General features: G+C 40.0%; 16 protein-coding genes. All 16 read right to left on the bottom strand.

The genetic code is table 11. From position 1 onward, the window contains the following. The 16 genes from miaB to yfmF all read right to left on the bottom strand — a co-directional run bounded on the left by miaB (position 1) and on the right by yfmF (position 17,967). Positions 1–1,590 (bottom strand): tRNA (N6-isopentenyl adenosine(37)-C2)-methylthiotransferase MiaB, encoded by a 1,590-nt coding sequence (miaB, locus tag HNQ85_RS05600; protein ID WP_181536780.1) that lies wholly within the window; start codon positions 1,588–1,590, stop codon positions 1–3. 241 nt (positions 1,591–1,831) lie between these two features. Continuing rightward, on the bottom strand, positions 1,832–2,698 hold the full coding sequence (locus HNQ85_RS05595) for a 2-oxoacid:ferredoxin oxidoreductase subunit beta (protein ID WP_181536779.1): 867 nt from the start codon (positions 2,696–2,698) through the stop codon (positions 1,832–1,834). A gap of 2 nt (positions 2,699–2,700) precedes the next feature. Continuing rightward, entirely contained in the window at positions 2,701–4,437 is a 1,737-nt protein-coding gene (locus tag HNQ85_RS05590; protein WP_181536778.1) for a 2-oxoacid:acceptor oxidoreductase subunit alpha, read from the bottom strand. Positions 4,438–4,659: 222 nt separating this feature from the next. Next, positions 4,660–5,586: a dipeptidase gene (locus HNQ85_RS05585; protein ID WP_181536777.1), complete on the bottom strand. Its 927-nt coding sequence runs from the start codon at positions 5,584–5,586 to the stop codon at positions 4,660–4,662. A 163-nt stretch (positions 5,587–5,749) separates the two neighbouring features. Beyond that, positions 5,750–6,010, bottom strand: coding sequence for a stage V sporulation protein SpoVS (gene spoVS / locus HNQ85_RS05580; protein ID WP_003181955.1), 261 nt, complete (start codon positions 6,008–6,010; stop codon positions 5,750–5,752). Between the two features lie 134 nt (positions 6,011–6,144). Next, positions 6,145–6,939 (bottom strand): TIGR00282 family metallophosphoesterase, encoded by a 795-nt coding sequence (locus tag HNQ85_RS05575; RefSeq protein WP_181536776.1) that lies wholly within the window; start codon positions 6,937–6,939, stop codon positions 6,145–6,147. 108 nt (positions 6,940–7,047) lie between these two features. Then, positions 7,048–8,607, bottom strand: coding sequence for a ribonuclease Y (gene rny, locus HNQ85_RS05570; protein ID WP_181536775.1), 1,560 nt, complete (start codon positions 8,605–8,607; stop codon positions 7,048–7,050). Between the two features lie 430 nt (positions 8,608–9,037). Then, entirely contained in the window at positions 9,038–10,084 is a 1,047-nt protein-coding gene (gene recA, locus HNQ85_RS05565) for a recombinase RecA (protein ID WP_181536774.1), read from the bottom strand. A gap of 208 nt (positions 10,085–10,292) precedes the next feature. Next, positions 10,293–11,537, bottom strand: a complete 1,245-nt coding sequence (locus HNQ85_RS05560) for a competence/damage-inducible protein A (protein ID WP_181537002.1) — start codon at positions 11,535–11,537, stop codon at positions 10,293–10,295. 39 nt (positions 11,538–11,576) lie between these two features. Continuing rightward, the gene (pgsA, locus tag HNQ85_RS05555) at positions 11,577–12,155 is read right to left on the bottom strand and encodes a CDP-diacylglycerol--glycerol-3-phosphate 3-phosphatidyltransferase (protein WP_181536773.1); all 579 of its coding nucleotides are present in this window, start codon (positions 12,153–12,155) and stop codon (positions 11,577–11,579) included. A 54-nt stretch (positions 12,156–12,209) separates the two neighbouring features. Beyond that, entirely contained in the window at positions 12,210–13,103 is an 894-nt protein-coding gene (locus HNQ85_RS05550) for a helix-turn-helix domain-containing protein (protein ID WP_181536772.1), read from the bottom strand. 26 nt (positions 13,104–13,129) lie between these two features. Next, positions 13,130–13,921 carry a DUF3388 domain-containing protein gene (locus HNQ85_RS05545; RefSeq protein WP_181536771.1) on the bottom strand — a complete coding sequence of 264 codons (792 nt, stop codon included), beginning with the start codon at positions 13,919–13,921 and terminating at the stop codon, positions 13,130–13,132. A gap of 171 nt (positions 13,922–14,092) precedes the next feature. Continuing rightward, positions 14,093–14,344 carry a DUF3243 domain-containing protein gene (locus HNQ85_RS05540; RefSeq protein WP_181536770.1) on the bottom strand — a complete coding sequence of 84 codons (252 nt, stop codon included), beginning with the start codon at positions 14,342–14,344 and terminating at the stop codon, positions 14,093–14,095. A gap of 77 nt (positions 14,345–14,421) precedes the next feature. Then, positions 14,422–15,138 (bottom strand): elongation factor P 5-aminopentanone reductase, encoded by a 717-nt coding sequence (gene ymfI / locus HNQ85_RS05535; RefSeq protein WP_181536769.1) that lies wholly within the window; start codon positions 15,136–15,138, stop codon positions 14,422–14,424. A gap of 256 nt (positions 15,139–15,394) precedes the next feature. Next, positions 15,395–16,690: an EF-P 5-aminopentanol modification-associated protein YfmH gene (yfmH, locus tag HNQ85_RS05530; protein WP_181536768.1), complete on the bottom strand. Its 1,296-nt coding sequence runs from the start codon at positions 16,688–16,690 to the stop codon at positions 15,395–15,397. After that, entirely contained in the window at positions 16,690–17,967 is a 1,278-nt protein-coding gene (gene yfmF, locus HNQ85_RS05525; RefSeq protein ID WP_181536767.1) for an EF-P 5-aminopentanol modification-associated protein YfmF, read from the bottom strand. Before yfmF ends, yfmH begins: the two co-directional genes overlap by 1 nt. Positions 17,968–18,221: the final 254 nt, after the last annotated feature.

Genomic DNA, 18,221 nt, shown 5'->3' with positions numbered 1-18,221 from the left:
TTATTTCACCTCAATCGCTTCTTCTACCATTTCTCCGTTCAATGTCCATGTTTTTGCTTCAGTGATGCGCACCTTTACAAGTTTACCAATCGCTGATTTTGGACCAGTAAAGTTAACAAGTTTATTTTTACGAGTGTAGCCGGCAAGTACGTCTGGATTGTTTTTACTTTCACCTTCTACTAACACTTCGACAATCTTACCCTCATATTCCTTCAATTTTTTCGCAGAAATTTCGTTTACAAGGGCGTTTAAACGTTGAAGGCGCTCTTTTTTCACTTCCATCGGCACATTGTCAACCATTTTCGCCGCTGGTGTGCCTTCACGCGGTGAGTAGATGAACGTGTACGCAGAATCGAACTCAACTTCACGGTATAGTGATAATGTTTCTTCAAATTGTTCTTCTGTTTCGTTCGGGAAGCCGACAATAATGTCCGTTGTTAAGGAAACATCCGGAATCGCTGCTTTAATTTTGCGCACAAGTTCTAAATATTGCTCACGCGTATATTTACGAGCCATTAATTTTAAAATTTCTGTGCTTCCAGATTGTACTGGTAAGTGAATGTGCTCAACAAGGTTTCCACCTTTTGCTAACACTTCGATTAAGCGGTCGTCAAAATCACGCGGATGGCTTGTCGTGAAACGAATGCGAGCAATATCAATTTTACGAAGCTCATCCATTAAGTCGCCTAAACCGTATTTCATGTCAGTAAAGTCTTTACCGTAGGCATTCACGTTTTGTCCAAGAAGCGTGATTTCCTTGTAGCCTTGCGCTGCTAAATGGCGCACTTCTTGAATAATATCTTCCGGACGACGGCTGCGCTCTTTCCCGCGCGTATAAGGGACGATACAGTACGTACAGAATTTGTCACAGCCGTACATAATATTAACCCATGCTTTAATGTTACCTTTGCGTACCTTTGGAAGGTTCTCGATAACGTCTCCTTCTTTTGACCATACTTCGACAACCATTTCTTTTGACATGTACGCTTCTTTTAAGATATATGGCAAGCGGTGAATGTTATGCGTACCGAAGATCATATCCACATATTGGAACTGTTTCAAAATTTTGTTGACAACCGATTCTTCTTGTGACATACAGCCGCAAACACCGAGTAAAAGATCAGGATTTTTTTGCTTAAGCGGCTTTAAGTGACCGATTTCGCCAAATACTTTGTTTTCAGCGTTTTCACGAATCGCACATGTATTTAAAAGAATAACATTTGCATCTTCTGGATTGTCTGTCGGCTCATAACCTAACGCCATAAAGATACCGGCCATGACTTCTGTATCATGTTCGTTCATTTGACAGCCATATGTGCGAATGTAGAACTTGCGGCCGATTCCCATTCCTTTTAATTCTTCTGGAATGGTGAAATCTTTATGATATTTGACTTCTTCTTTTCCGCGTTTTTTTGCTTCTTTTAAATTCGGTGGGATAAAGACTGTTGAAAAATATTTTTCATAATCTTTACTTGTTTTTTGCTTGAGACGATTTAAATTTTCCTGTACATCCAGAACGGATTTTTTGTCCGTTGGATAATCCGCTGTTTTAATTTGACCTGTTTGTTCTAGACGTTGTTTTTCGTTCATAAAAATCTCCTTTCTATCCAAGCATAAAAATGCATATACATATACACATTATCATAGTATATAATTATAGACCATTTTAAACAATAGAAATTGCCATCTTCACTAATTTTTCATAACTTGCACAACTTGCGTACTCGTAAAAAGATGATGATTGGTTGCAGAACTTGTTTTTTCCGCAACACTTTATATTAACAAAACAACTCTCAAACAGGCAAGTCCTGTCTGAGAGTTGTTTTTTCCATTACATGAATTCCACGATAAACTCGTCAAATTTCTCTTTGCTTAATTTAAGCTCGGCATGAGCAAGCGGTGTTTCACTGTATCCGTGAATAAGTTCTTGATAAGATTTTTGCTCTTTGTTTTGATAAATAAGCCCTGTTACAAGACCTTTATGCTTCATTAATGTCTGCATGGCCATCATGCGGTCAGATGGATCGTAGCCTTCAATCTTGCTGAGGCTAGTAAGGTTTTCTTTAAACCAATCATATGTGTTCACTTTGTTGTATGTTACACATGGGCTAAATACGTTAATTAAAGAGAATCCTTTATGCTTAATTCCTTCTTCAATTAGGTATGTCAATTCTTTTAAGTCACTTGAGAAACTTTGTGCCACAAATGTTGCACCCGCGCTCAATGCCATTTCCATAATCGATAACGCAGGCTCTACGGAACCTTGCGGCGTACTTTTTGTCTTAAAGCCAACATCACTGCGTGGGGATGTTTGTCCTTTTGTTAAGCCGTAAATTTGGTTGTCCATGACAATATACGTAATATCAATGTTACGGCGAATCGCATGAATCGTATGGCCCATACCGATTGCAAAACCATCACCGTCACCACCTGCAGCAATAACGGTCAAATCGCGGTTGGCCATCTTCACCCCTTGCGCAATTGGCAAAGCGCGACCGTGAATGCCGTGGAAACCGTACGAATGAACGTAACCAGAAATACGCCCCGAACATCCGATACCTGAAATGATCGCCAATTGATGCGGCTCTAAACCAACGTTAGCTGCTGCGCGCTGAATCGCCGCTTGTACAGAGAAGTCACCACAGCCTGGACACCAGTTCGGTTTAACGTCATTACGGAAATCTTTAAATGTCGCCATTTTTATAACAACTCCTTGCATTTTGTATAAACTTCGTGTGGCAAGAACGGATTACCGTCATATTTCAAGACGCTGTAAATCTTATCAGCATGTCCTACATTCATCTTAATAATGTTAGCAAGCTGGCCTGTTGCGTTTTGTTCAACAACGACCACTTTCTTCGCTGATTGTACTAATGGTAACATCTCGTCCGTTGGGAATGGATGAATGAGACGAACATGCGCATGGTTTACTTTTAAGCCGTCTAACTCTAAACGTTCCATTGCTTCTTCAATGGCACCGCGCGTAGAGTTAAAGCCCACGATTAATACATCTGCTTCTTCGTGTTTAACGTTTTTGTGAACTGGTGTGTTGAATTGAATGTTTTTCAATTTACGCAAACGTTTATCCATTTGCGCTTTACGATTGGATGCTAATTCAGATGGTTTTCCTGTTTCCGCATGTTCTACACCTGTTACGTGATGAATACCGTTAGGCATTCCTGGTAGAACGCGTGGAGAGATACCATCCTCTGTGACTTCATATCGCTTAAAATATTCTTTGTTGTCAAGCGGCGGTAATTCACCTGTCACTAATTTACCGCGGCGAATCTCAATTTTATCATATTCAAGCGGTTCTACTGTTTGCTTTCCTAATGAGAGCTGTAAGTCAGATAGAACGATAACAGGGCATTGATATTCCTCTGCAAGGTTGAACGCTTCAACCATATCATAGAATGCTTCTTGCACTGTACTTGGCGCCATAACAATTTTCGGAATTTCGCCATGCGTTCCGTAAATCATTGCCATTAAGTCAGATTGCTCTTGTTTTGTAGGCAATCCCGTACTTGGACCACCGCGTTGTGTATCAACAATGACAATCGGAGTTTCTGTAATACCAGCAAGACCGATTGCTTCCATCATTAATGAAAGCCCTGGTCCAGCAGATGCGGTTAATGCGCGCACACCAGCATAATTCGCGCCGATCGCCATCGTACAAGCAGCGATTTCGTCTTCTGTTTGAATGACAGCGCCACCTAATGCTGGAAGCTTTTTAATTAAGTATTCCATGATTTCAGATGCCGGAGTAATTGGATATGCAGCCATAAAGCGGGCACCGCCGGCAATGGCTCCTAAAGCGATCGCGTCATTTCCAATCATGAACATGCGCTTTTTGCCATCCGCTTTTTCAAGTTTCATTGTTTGTATGTTATCGCCAAGTTGTTCTTTCATAAACTCAGCGCCAGCGCGAATCGCTTCCATGTTTTTCTCAACAACTTGCTGCCCTTTGCGACCAAATATTTCTTGTACCACTTCTTGATATACTTCAATATCAAGGTCAAGTACCGCGCTCGAAGCCCCGACAGCAACCATGTTTTTCATTAATGCTGTTCCTAAGTTCGAGGCAATTTCTGTAAATGGAACCGCATACAAAGTCACGTTTGTACCTTCTGGAATAGTCGGATTAAACTTCGCGTCGGCAATGACAATACCTCCATCGCGCAGCTCATGGAAGTTAAAATCAATCGTTTCTTGATCAAACGCTACCAATATATCAAGATCGTCAGCAATGGAACGAACTTGTGTTGTACTTACACGAATTTTATTGTTTGTATGTCCGCCTTTGATCCGGGAAGAGAAATGGCGGTATCCGTATAAGTAATAGCCTAATCGGTTTAACGCAATGGAGAATATTTCACCGGTACTTTCAATACCTTCCCCTTGTTGTCCTCCAACTTTCCATGAAAGTTGACTAATCATTTCTTACACCCCTTTAAAATCCATCAGTAGTAACAAATATTGTTCGTTTATAAGTTTAGCACTTTTCTGATAAAATCACTAGAATTTAAACTTATGATTTTATTCTAAAAATTCCATCATATTGGAATATACTAAACGCTTTAATTCTAGACCCATCGGAAAAAAAATGCAACCCTTTATCTAAAAATATTAGACATTTTTTTGCTATAAGTGTTTTTTTCGTCAACGCGGCAAACGGTCATAAAAATTATCGAATAGAAAGCGTTGGACATCTGTTTCTGAATAATGTTTTTGCAGTTCATTAATTAGATTTTCATAGCATTTAAAATTTTCTAATCCAATCACCGTTTCATCGATGCCATCAAAATCAGAACCGAATCCAACGTGACGCGAGCCACCGAGTGAACAAATGTAATCAAGATGCCGCAACACATCTGTAATTGTAGCAGGATGCTTATCTTGTCTAACAAATGATGGAACAAACGTAATACCTATCACACTATTTTTTTTAATTAACGCCCAAATTTGCTCATCGCGCAAATTACGTGGATGAGCACATAGCGCATACGCATTAGAGTGGGAGGCAATTGGATAATCGGCCATTTCTATTACATCCCAAAAGCCTTTTTCAGACAAATGGGACACATCCACCCAACATTTTGCTTCGTTTAATACATGAACAACTTGCTTTCCAAAATTGCTTAGCCCTGCTCCCCGCTCTTCCCATGCTCCATCCGCTACCGAATTGGCGTAATTCCATGTCAAACCAACAGAAGATACGCCAAGACGAAGCAATGTTTTTAATTTGACAAGACTTTCTCCTATTGCATCACATCCTTCCAACGTTAACATTGCGCCAATTTCATTTGGACCCAGTGAGGATATATCGCTTTTTGAACGAACAAATTTCATATTAGGGAAATTGCCAATGACTTCTTCAAAAAAAAGATCAACCATTTCTAACGCAACGGTAAAGCGTGATTCCGGATACACATTTTGTGGTATGTATATCGCAAAACATTGCACTTTTCCATTTGCTTGTTGCAATGAGCTCCAGGTAACATGAAGCGATGGATCATCATGAAACGATAGAGAACGATTAAGCCAAAGCTTCAGCAACACATCACAATGTGCATCAAACAGCCTCATTCGACTCTCCTCCTCATCATAAAAAGAAGGGGCTGACCCCTTTAAATGTCTGACCTCACGCACAATACACAGGAATCATGCTCTTTCCAAGCATGATTCCTATGGTTGTGGGGTCTGACACTTGCTTTAGGTCAGCCTCTCAGTTCCCCATATCATTGTTCGATTAGCGCGGCTCAACAATTAATTTAATCGCTGTACGCTCTTCGCCATCGATTTGGATGTCCGTAAACGCAGGAATACAAATGAGGTCAACTCCACTAGGTGCCACAAATCCTCGTGCAATCGCTACTGCCTTAACGGCTTGGTTTAATGCACCTGCACCGATTGCTTGGATTTCGGCTGCGCCTCTTTCGCGCAATACTCCAGCAAGTGCACCTGCTACAGAATTAGGATTAGACTTTGCTGAAACTTTTAATATTTCCATTCCTAGTTCCTCCTTATGTTCTACAATGGTTGATTCAATATGATTGATTTCCATTGTTACTATATTCCCTATTTTTTGCTAATATTCCTGCTTGAACGTAAAATATTTTTTAAAAATTCTTAATAGGAGGAAAATTAATCGAAATATGGATGATCATCATTGATCATGATTCGTTCAATTGATTTTGCCCGGCCGCTTTTCGAGTCAATATCTATAATGACCCCATTGAGTTGACTTCTTCCTGCTGTCACTTCAAAGCGAACGGGAAGAGCCGTTAAAAATTTCTTCAAAACGGCTTCACGTTCGACTCCTAGTATTCCATCATACGGTCCTGTCATCCCAACATCTGTAATATACGCTGTTCCTTTTGGCAATATTCGGTTGTCTGCTGTCTGCACATGTGTATGCGTACCAACTACTGCCGAAACACGCCCATCTAAATACCAACCCATTGCTTGTTTTTCACTCGTTGCTTCCGCATGAAAATCAACGAAAATAACCGGTGTGCGCTGTGAAGCTTCAGCAATAAGGGCATCCGCTTTCTTAAACGGACAGTCAATCGCTGGCAAAAACGTTCTTCCTTGTAAGTTAATAACGGCAACCTCCATACCGTCAATCTGAACGTAAACGATTCCTTTTCCAGGTGCTTCATCAGGCAAATTAGCTGGACGAACCAATACTTTTGCATCTTCAATAAATTCAAAAATTTCACGATTGTCCCATGCATGGTTACCAAGTGTGATCGCATGGGCCCCAAGTTCAATAAAACCGCGATAAATCTTCTCTGTAATTCCTTTGCCTCCTGCCGCATTTTCCCCATTAATAATAATGACATTCGGCTTATGTTTCGCTTTTAATTTTGGAAGATACTGCTCAATCATTTTCCGTCCTGGTGAGCCAACTACATCGCCAATAAATAACAGTTTCATCTTATGACCCTTTCTAATCTTAAATTTCCGCTTATGTATCTCAGTTTGGCACAAAACGCTGTATTTGACAATGCTACATCAAAAAAATAAAGTGGCCATATCGCCACTTTATTTTGCATATTCAACCGCTCTCGTTTCACGAATAACAGTAATTTTAATATGCCCTGGATAATCGAGTTCTTCTTCAATGCGCTTACGAATATCTCGTGCTAGACGATGTGCCTCTAAATCATCGATCGCATCAGGTTTTACCATGATGCGCACTTCACGTCCTGCTTGAATCGCATAAGATTTTTCGACTCCTTCATACGATTCAGCAATTTCTTCAAGCTTTTCAAGTCGGCGAATATAGTTTTCTAACGTTTCGCTCCGTGCCCCTGGTCGTGCTGCTGATAGTGCATCAGCCGCAGCGACTAATACAGCAATAACCGACGTTGGTTCCGTATCGCCATGATGTGAAGCGATACTATTAATCACAACCGGATGTTCTTTATATTTTGTTGCTAACTCAACTCCGATTTCAACGTGGCTTCCTTCTACTTCATGATCAATCGCCTTTCCAATATCATGAAGCAAACCGGCACGTCTCGCCAACATTTCGTCCTCGCCTAACTCGGCAGCCATCAATCCTGCTAAAAACGCAACTTCCATTGAGTGCTTTAAAACATTTTGTCCGTAGCTTGTCCGGAATTTTAAACGACCTAAAATTTTAATGAGGTCTGGATGCAGCCCGTGAACACCAACTTCAAATGTCGTTTGTTCCCCGACTTCACGGATATGCTCATCCACTTCACGTCTCGCTTTTTCAACCATCTCTTCAATTCGAGCCGGATGAATACGTCCATCTTGAACAAGTTTATCTAAAGCAAGTCTAGCTGTTTCGCGACGAATCGGATCAAAGCCAGACAAAATCACCGCTTCAGGAGTATCGTCAATAATGAGGTCGATTCCTGTTAGCGTCTCGAGCGTGCGTATGTTGCGACCTTCACGTCCAATGATGCGGCCTTTCATTTCATCGTTTGGCAAGTTTACAACTGAAACGGTTGTTTCAGCTACATGATCAGCAGCACAGCGTTGTATTGCGAGAGATAAAATCTCTTTCGCCTTCTTATCTGCTTCTTCTTTCGCGCGCATTTCTGCTTCCTTAATCATTAAGGCCATTTCGTGTGAAAGTTCTTTTTCAACACGCTCTAAAATAATTTGTCTTGCTTCTTCGCGCGATAAGCTAGAAATGCGCTCCAGTTCTGCTTGCTCTTTCTGAACGAGTTCTTCCACTTTGCTTTCCATCTGTTCAATATGCTGTTGTCTTTCGTTAAGAGAATCCTCTTTCTTCTCTAAAAGTGCTTCACGCTTATTAAGAGTCTCTTCCTTTCTATCAAGATTCTCTTCTTTTTGTAATAAACGGTTTTCTTGTTTTTGCAGCTCACTTCTTCGATCGCGAATTTCCTGTTCTGCCTCTGTACGAAGTTTGTGAATTTCATCCTTCGCTTCCAGCAAAGCTTCTTTTTTCAGCGCATCAGCTTCACGTTTCGCTTCTTCAATAATTTGGTTTGCAGCCATTTGTGCGCCGCCAATTTTTGCTTCAGCAATGGATTTACGAACAAAAAAGCCAACAACTGCACCGACGATTAAGGCAAGCAAAGCGGAGATGATTGCACCAATACCCATCCATTTCACCTCCTCTTGCTATGAACTTATTAGTTGCTAAATCAATGTCGGCATGTACATTGTTACAAGATTTCAACATACAGCACAAAGGCGTTTCACATTGTCAATAACAATAAAATCTGAACCTCTGCACGACTAAAGCCGGCAGGTTCTTGTGTACTAAAGAGCTTCTTCTATACCTTCACACAGACATCCACTCTTATTCCACAAGACTTTCATGGACAAGCAGCCAAACAGCCACATTCTCGTCCTGATCAGCCCGGTTCAAAGCCGCTTAAAAATTAGTAAAATATACATGTTAATTTTAAAGGTGGTAAAATTTATTGTCAAGGTCTGTCTCTTATTATGCCGTTAAATATGACAGAATCTTTTTAAAATGATAAAAAAGAGAAGAGACAATTTAAACTGTCTCTTCTCTCCGTGCCAACTATTATTCCTCAAGGAAGTCTAACTCTTCTTGTTGTTGTTCCGTATCCACAGCAGACACAGAAGCACTCACACCATATTTTTTGCGAATTTCTTGAGCGATTTCTTCCATAATTTCTGGGTTTTCTTTTAGGAATTGTTTGGCGTTCTCGCGTCCTTGGCCAAGTCGCTCGTCCTTATAAGAATACCAAGAACCGCTCTTTTGAATGATGTCTAACTCTGAACCCATGTCGATAATTTCGCCTTCACGGGAAATGCCTTCACCGTACATAATATCCACATCCGCAGTTCTAAATGGCGGTGCCACTTTGTTTTTAACCACTTTAATTTTTGTTTTGTTTCCTACCATATCGTTGCCTTGCTTAATTTGCTCAGCACGACGCACTTCCAGACGAACAGAAGCATAGAATTTTAACGCGCGACCACCAGGTGTTGTCTCTGGGTTTCCAAACATAACTCCCACTTTTTCACGAATTTGGTTAATAAAGATGGCAATTGTTTTGGATTTATTAATAGCACCTGATAACTTACGTAACGCTTGTGACATGAGGCGGGCTTGCAATCCGACATGAGAGTCTCCCATTTCTCCTTCAATTTCTGCCTTCGGTACAAGCGCAGCAACAGAGTCAATTACGATAATGTCTACCGCACCACTTCTCACTAATGCTTCCGCAATTTCTAATGCTTGTTCACCCGTGTCTGGTTGTGAAAGAAGTAATTCATCAATATTAACGCCTAGTTTTTGAGCATAAATCGGATCGAGCGCATGCTCTGCATCTATGAACGCAGCTTGTCCGCCTAGTTTTTGTACTTCAGCAATGGCATGCAGTGCTACTGTCGTTTTACCAGAAGATTCTGGACCATAAATTTCAATGATACGTCCGCGCGGATAACCGCCAACACCCAAAGCGATATCTAACGCTAGAGAGCCGCTTGACACCGTAGAAATTTGACGGTCTGTCTGCTCTCCCAGCTTCATAATTGAGCCTTTACCAAATTGTTTCTCAATTTGTTTTAACGCCTGCTCTAAGGCAGCTTGACGATCGTTCACTAGATTTCCTCCTTTTATCTCTGAACTAATTATAATATATCGCTTTTTGTTTCATTTGCCAAGTAAAAAATCGAACATTTATTCGTTTGTTTTCTATCTTTTAATGGGGAACAAACCAATTTTCTCCTTCACTAAGAGAACAGCTGAGGAAAAGTAAAAAAATCTGACCCCTCTGCAATCAATAAAAGTTTCAGAGGGTGTCAGATTCTTATGAGTGTACTGCTAGTTTTTTTAAGAGATAGTAAGCTCCATATTTTGCTGTACGCATGCGGATCGCCTCACGACTGCCGGCAAGAGACAAAGAAAATACTTCTGTCGGCTCATTATGGATGGCAATGCCGATGTAAACCGTTCCCACCGGCTTTCCTTCAAGGGAGCCGGGTCCAGCTAAGCCCGTAAAACTAATGCCAATATCGGATTCGTAAAGCTTCCTTACATTTTCTGCTAAAGCTCTGGCACATGGGGCGCTTACTGCTCCATCCATCTGTAATATCTCTTCTGAAACGTGAAGGAGACGCTTTTTAATGTCATTTGTATAACAAACGATGCCACCCTTTATCGTTTGCGATGCACCAGGTATAGCTGTTAACTGCTGGGCAAATAATCCGCCTGTTAAACTTTCTGCAGAAGCAATCGTTAAACGGTGTTGTTGTAATTTTTCAAGTGTTTTAGAAAAGAGAGTTTCCTCATTATATCCGTAAAAATAGGCACCAATTCTTTGTAAAATTGCCCGTTCGGTCTTGTCTAGCATTTTTTGCGCTTCTGCACTTGAATGATGCTTTGCTGTCAAACGTAACGTCACTTCTCCGTCACCAGCAAGAGGAGCGATCGTTGGATTAGACTGATGGGAAATGAAATCTTCAATTTCTGTCTCTAGTTGCGATTCGCCGATGCCAAAAAACCGCAAAACGCGAGATTCGATTCGTTCATGACGCCCGAGTTTTCGCATAAGAAATGGACGTCCATAATTTAAAAACATTGGCTGCATTTCTTTCGGGGGCCCCGGCAACAATATATACGTAATCTCATCAATGGTCAGTGCCATGCCGGGAGCCATGCCATAATCATTTTTCAATACTTCGGCTCCCTCTAATACAAGCGCTTGTTTGACATTATTTTCTGTCATTATTTGCTTTGTCCGTGCAAAATAAGCACGTATCGATTGCAACGCTTCCTCATCAATAATAAGCTTGCGGTTTAATAGATTGGCAATCGTTTCTTTTGTTAAATCATCTTTTGTCGGACCGAGTCCACCTGTAAAAATAATTAAGTTGGCACGCGTCTGTGCGATTTCAATTGCCTTACGAAGCCGTGACGCATTGTCACCAACAACTGTATGAAAATATACATTAATCCCTAAATCCGCCATTTGCTTTGATAAAAACTGGGCATTCGTATTGGCGATTTGCCCGAGCAACAATTCTGAACCAACAGCAATAATTTCGGCATTCACCATAAAGGCGCCTCCTTTGGCACAATTCCAATTAATGAGCTATTTCGAATGGATGAACGCATGCTTATTTTTCGCAAAATAGTCCCATCCAGACCAAATCGTAAAGAATACTGCCACCCATAATGAAATCTTCGCAAACGGAAATGAAATCATTTGAAATGGCAAATTGTGAAGAAGAAGAGCAGAAATCGCAATAATTTGCGTCCATGTTTTTATTTTGCCTAACATGTTTGCGGCGACAACTTCCCCTTCCCCTGCAAGAACAAGACGTAATCCTGTTACCGCAAACTCCCGGCTAATAATAATAATCACCATCCATGCAGGCGCCAAGTCAAGCTGAACAAGTACGATAAGCGCTGCAGACACAAGCAACTTGTCGGCAAGCGGATCTAAAAACTTACCTAAATTCGTAACTAAGTTATACTTGCGGGCAAAATAACCATCAATCCAATCAGTCGTTGAAGCTAAAATAAAAATCAATGCACCAATTAAGTGAGCCACCGGCAATATTTGCGTACCAACTTGAACGTTCCCCCAGTTAAATGGAACAAGCATAACGATCAGAAAAAAGGGAATAAGCATAATTCGTGCTACTGTAATCTTATTTGGCAAATTCACATCCAATGACCTCCACTCAAAAAAACATATAAAAGTCATCTATACAAAGATGACTTACGACTTTTTGAATAAGATTTTTATTTTTTGAAACACTTCCTCATTAGGATTAGCTGGATAAGTAAAAGGTTGTCCATTAATTTTCATTTCGACATCTGTTGTTTTTCCGATTTTCACAAGAATTTCTGATTCATTCGACAAATCAAATCGCTGTGTTTCATTTGCGTTTAAATTAGCCGCAAAAAATGAGTGGCCTTTCCCATTGCGAACTTCAACCCATGATGTTCCCTTAGAAGCAACTTCGAGTACAAATTGATTTGTATTCGTTAGCTCTACAGTTGATTCTCTTCCATTTTGCTCAATAACCGTTAATGTATGGGTGCTTTCTCCTTGCTCTGAAGGTTGTTCAGATGATTGATCTTTCTTTTGATCTTTACTTTTCTCTTTATTTTCCTGACTTTTCTCTTTATCCTCCGCTTCTTCTAAAGGAGAATTTTTTGATTGTTCAACTTCCGTTGTATTGCTTGCTACATTTTCCTCTGATGTTTCATTTACATCCCAATTTTGTATAATCAGCCAAAGTACAACTGCTGCTCCAATAATAAATAATGTCGTCAGCAGCTTCGGAAGCATATCGATGATTTTCGACGTTTTCGCCGAAAGTTGCTGTCTGCTTTTTACCCGTGACAGTTGTTCAGGTAATTCCTCATGCTGTGAACTAGGAATCTCATGTTTGTACTCTTCAAATAACTGTTCAGAGTCTAATCCTACAGCTTCTGCATATTGCTTAATAAACGCACGTACATAAAAATTTCCCGGCATGATGGCATAATTGCCTTCTTCAATCCCAATTAAATAACGTTTTTGAATTTTCGTCATTTCCTGTAACTCATCTAAGCTAATTTGCTTCGCTTCTCTTGCTTCTTTCAATCGCTTACCTAACTCTGTCAATTAGAACACCTTCCATATCTTTTATATTAAAAGTCAAAATTTCCGAATCCATCTTCAGAAAATAAAGACTGATCATTAATTAAATCATATGTAATTTCTTCATCATGTTCATTTCGTAATTCAATAATATAGTCAAAATCATCAAGTGTATACTCTGTATGTCTTACAAAAATATCTGGATGCTCAACGACTTTCGTTGTCGGCAAGCGCATTAGTTCGCGAATTAGCTGCCAATGGCGTTCGTTTGCACGGCGGGTCGAAACAATAGCGTCAATGATGAATATATTGCTCTCATTATATTCATCTTCTATTAATTGACTGCGAACAGTTTGTTTAATCAATGTCGATGATACAAATAACCAACGTTTATTGGCACAAACGCTTGCTGCAACGACAGATTCTGTTTTCCCCACACGAGGCATGCCGCGGATGCCAATTAACTTATGGCCTTCTTGTTTAAAAAGCTCAGCCATAAAGTCAACAAGCAATCCTAACTCATCGCGAACAAAACGAAACGTCTTTTTGTCATCCGCATCGCGTTGAATATAGCGCCCATGCCGAACAGCTAAACGATCACGCAATTTCGGCTGGCGCAACTTCGTAACGGTTATATTATCCATTGTTCGCAAAATGGATTCAAGCCGCTCAATTTGCTCATTGTTATCACAAAGCAAAAGCATTCCACGTCTCGAATCATCTACGCCATTAATCGTTACAATATTAATGGACAACATCCCTAAAAGAGAAGAAATATCGCCTAACAGCCCCGGTCGATTGATATGTATTTCATATTCTAAATACCATTCTTTTTTCCCCATCGTCATTTCCTCCCTTTTACTAGGATGGTCCAATATCGCTCTTATTGGCGTATGTATGATGCTAAATTCATACTACTATAATAGCGAATTTCAATGCAACAGAAAAGAGCTTGGAAGGAAACAAGGAAAAATGATAATACATAACGAAAAAGAGAGGTTTCCCCTCTCTTCTTATTTTTTGCTTTGCACTAATTTAACCATCGCATTAGCGATTGCATGCTGTTCCTGTTCATCTGCGACGTTCCAAAGGTCAGCAAGAACACGTTCTTCAGGGTTTTTTGGATCCACTTGTCTCGCTAAATAGTCACCGATTTGGTAGGCTATATCGGAAACCACTTCGCTGTTCATTCCTTGTTGCTGTGCCTGCTCTAACCGTTCGCTTAAAAAGCTCTTCCATTGTTCAAAATTATCTAAAACAGACATGATCTCTACCTCCTTGATATTCGATTCAAGGATAGTTTGCCTACCTTTTGTGAAATTATTCGATTCATTTCATTTTCTTAACAATACCATCCACCGTTAACAGATAAAATTTGTCCTGTAATATATGAAGCATGATTAGAAATCAAAAACGAAACGGCTTTTGCCACTTCATCTGGTGTACCCATTCTCCCCATCGGTATTTCGTCGGCAAGCTGCGCCAGTTCCTCTTTATTAAACTGATCCAACATCTTTGTATGGATGGCGCCCGGGGCAACAGCGTTAACACGAATGCCGCTTGGAGCAAGCTCTTTTGCCAAAGCCTTTACGAACGTATTTTGTCCACCCTTTACCATTGAATACAACACTTCACACGATGCGCCTGTTAACCCCCAAATCGATGAAATAACAACAATATTGCCGCTTTTTTGCGAGATCATATGCGGCAGCAGTTTTTTCGTTAGCAAAAACGGGCTTGTCACATGGAGCTGAACCATTTTTGCGACCAATTCATCACTCATGTCCGTTACAAGACCATAATAGCTATTACCACAATTATGAACAATCACATCAACCGGCTGCTGAAGTTGGGAGAGAAGCATCTCTACCCCATTTGTCGCCGAAAGATCCGCTTGAATGAGATACGCTTCTTTTACTAAAGTATTGGAAACAAATTGTTCAAGCGAATGCCGGTTTTGATGATAATGCAAAAAAAGACCATACCCGTCAGCGGCAAGTTGTTTAGCAATGCTAAGCCCAATATCACCACTAGCACCCGTAATAAGCGCATACTTCATGCAATGTTCCCCCTAAAAAAGACTGCCCCTTAAGCACAGCCTCCACAACCATCATATATAGCTGGACAAGAACACTATATATGATGGATTGCACGTGAAGTTGGATACTTAGAGTCAGTCGTGATTCTTGTTTATCCCGTTCTAATCGTCCGTAAGACTCCCACCTCTACAGGTGGGAGTCTTACGGACGCTAGAAGTGCGATAAGTTCAACTAACATCAGTGGGGGATGAAGCCCCCCAATGATGAAGTTACACTTTATTCCCTCGCGTTTTTTGGAACAACTTGACAAACAGAAATTTGAGATTCATTAAAGCATTCGTTAGCCACTTGTTCAATATCTTGACACGTTAGCGATTCCAGTACAGAAACAATATCAAACAAGCTCACTTGATGAAACGCGTAACGCGTAAATTGGTTGGCAATGTATTCAGGAGAATTGAGAGAGCGCAAAAATACACCAATTTTTTTCTTTTTGACCCGTTCTAAATCTTGGTCAGGAAGTGAATGTTCACGGAATGTCAACATGATTTTCTTTAGCTCATCGGCTAAGCGATCCGGTTCAGCGGTGTCACCGCCGACAATCGCAAAACCAAACTGAGTTTCTTCGGTATAATCGTATGAAAACGTCTCATCAATTAAACCATCACTGTATAATCGTTCATAATGCGGCGAACTTTTTCCAAATAAATAATCCAATAACACATTCATCGCCAGCTCATGCTTTAATTTATCTTTACCAATGTGACTAACATTTTTCGCTTTAATACCGACAAGACATTTTGGCGTTTGCACATTCATTGGAATCACTTGTTTGGCTTGGGCAACATCTTCTGGTTCGCTATAAACAAAACGCTTAATTTCCATAGCAGGCTTAAATGATTTGCGCGCTTGATTATCACGAATTTGTTGCATGATTTTTTCTTGATCAACAGGCCCAACAACAAATAATAACATGTTGCTCGGATGATAAAATGTTTCATAGCATTCATATAGCAGCTCTTTTGTAATTTCTGCAATTGATTCAACAGTCCCAGCAATATCAATTCTTACAGGATGGTTTTTGTACATACTTTGAATCGCGCCAAAGTAAAGGCGCCAATCTGGGTTGTCATCATACATGCGGATTTCCTGACCAATAATGCCTTTTTCTTTTTCGACCGTCTTGTCTGTAAAATATGGACTTTGGACAAAGTCGATGAGCGTTTCCAAGTTTTTTTCGACATTGGTTGTACTTGAAAACAAATAAGCCGTTCTCGTAAATGAGGTAAAGGCATTGGCTGAGGCACCTTGTTTGCTGAACTGCTGAAATACATCACCGTCTTCTTTTTCAAACAGCTTATGCTCTAAAAAGTGAGCAATTCCATCCGGTACTCGTTTCATTTCCGTCTGTCCAAGCGGCACAAATTGATTATCGATTGAGCCGTATTTCGTTGTAAACGTTGCATATGTCTTATTAAATCCTTTTTTCGGCAATATATATACATCTAAACCGTTCGGCATTTTTTCATAATACAATTCCTCTTGCAGCTGCTCATAAAAAAGTTTTTCCATTATTGTTCTCCCTCCATTCCTGTGAGGAAATAAATCGTATCAAGCTCGATTTTATTAGCAACCTCTATAATTTCTTCACGCGTCACTTTCTCCATAGCATCAATCCATTCATCAACTGGACGCCTTCTTTCCGAAACAACATTATGATACAGCACTTCAACAAGCCCTCTTGGTGTATCAAGCGTTTCAAGTAGTTGATTACGAATCACCGCTTTCGTTTGCACAATTTCCTCATCGGTAAATGCCCCTTTTTTCATTGCCTCCATTTGTTCTTTAATAATACTCACTGCTTTTTCATAATTGCTCGGCTCAATCCCCGACATGACCATTAATAATCCTTTATGGCTTTCCAGACGGGAAGCTGCATAGTAAGCAAGACTTGCCTTTTCACGCACGTTAATAAACAGTTTTGAATGAGAAAAGCCGCCGAAAATGCCGTTAAACACTTGTAAAGCGTAATATTGATCATCCTCATATGTGATGCTTGTGCGGTAGCCGATATTTAATTTTCCTTGTTTGACGTCCTGTTTTTCAATGACTTCATTAACATTTGTAATCGTTTTTTTCGTCATTGGCGACTTTCGATTAGAAACAGCACGATTTTCAAACTGAAAGTATGACTTTACTAAATCAAGCACTTCTGCCTCATCGATATCACCGATAATATACAAATCCATTTCATCTTCTTGCAATGCTTTTTGATAATAGCCGTACAAACTTTTCGATGTGATGGAATCAACATCTTTCAATTCTCCATTAACATGCAGCGCATATGGCTCACCTTTGCACATTTCTTCAATAAGACGCAAGTTAGCATAGCGCATTTTATCATCGTAAACAGATTGGATGCGTTGCTTTAAAGAACGTTTTTCTTGTTCCACAATTTTCGCAACAAATTCACCGTTTTCAAGAGCAGGCTGAAGAATGATGTCACTAAGCAATTGCACAGCTTTGTTCAGTAATGGCGCTGAGTCTTTTAAAAATTTTTCATTTGCAATGTCAACTCGAATCGTGATGATATGTTGCTCCCCTTTTTTTGTTAAATCAACATTTAACGTCGCACCATATAGTTCATCTAAATAGCTGCGTAAGGCTGTAGCGGTTGGATGGGTTTTCGTTCCGCTTTGCAGTACGTATGGCAAAAGCGCCCGCTGTGTAACCGTCTCTTTTGTAAGCGGAGCTTTCATTTTAAACACAAGCGTATTTGTTTTATATTTATCTGTTTGGATGGTATGGACGTTTAAACCGTTAACAGCTGTTATTTTTTCTTTTAGCAAAAGAACCTCCTCCTTGTTATAAACAATCACAGTTGTACTTATTGTTCACGTTTCCAATCATTTTAGTCTTACAACAAATATACCTTTTTGGAAAAGAAAAATGCAAATAAGAACTGGAAAATTTTCTTAGAAAGATAAAATCATTTTATTTATTGTTTCCCCTTACTTTCAGTAGTAAGTTAAAACGTTAACCGGTAATTGTTAGTTGCAGAGTGAAAATCATATCATAAAAAGAACCCGGTTTTCCCAACCGG

This window comes from [Anoxybacillus] calidus (assembly GCF_013760845.1).
Taxonomy (GTDB): domain Bacteria; phylum Bacillota; class Bacilli; order Bacillales; family Anoxybacillaceae; genus Paranoxybacillus; species Paranoxybacillus calidus.
Note: the sequence above shows the minus strand (reverse complement) of the source record. Positions and strands in the feature narration are given on the sequence as shown.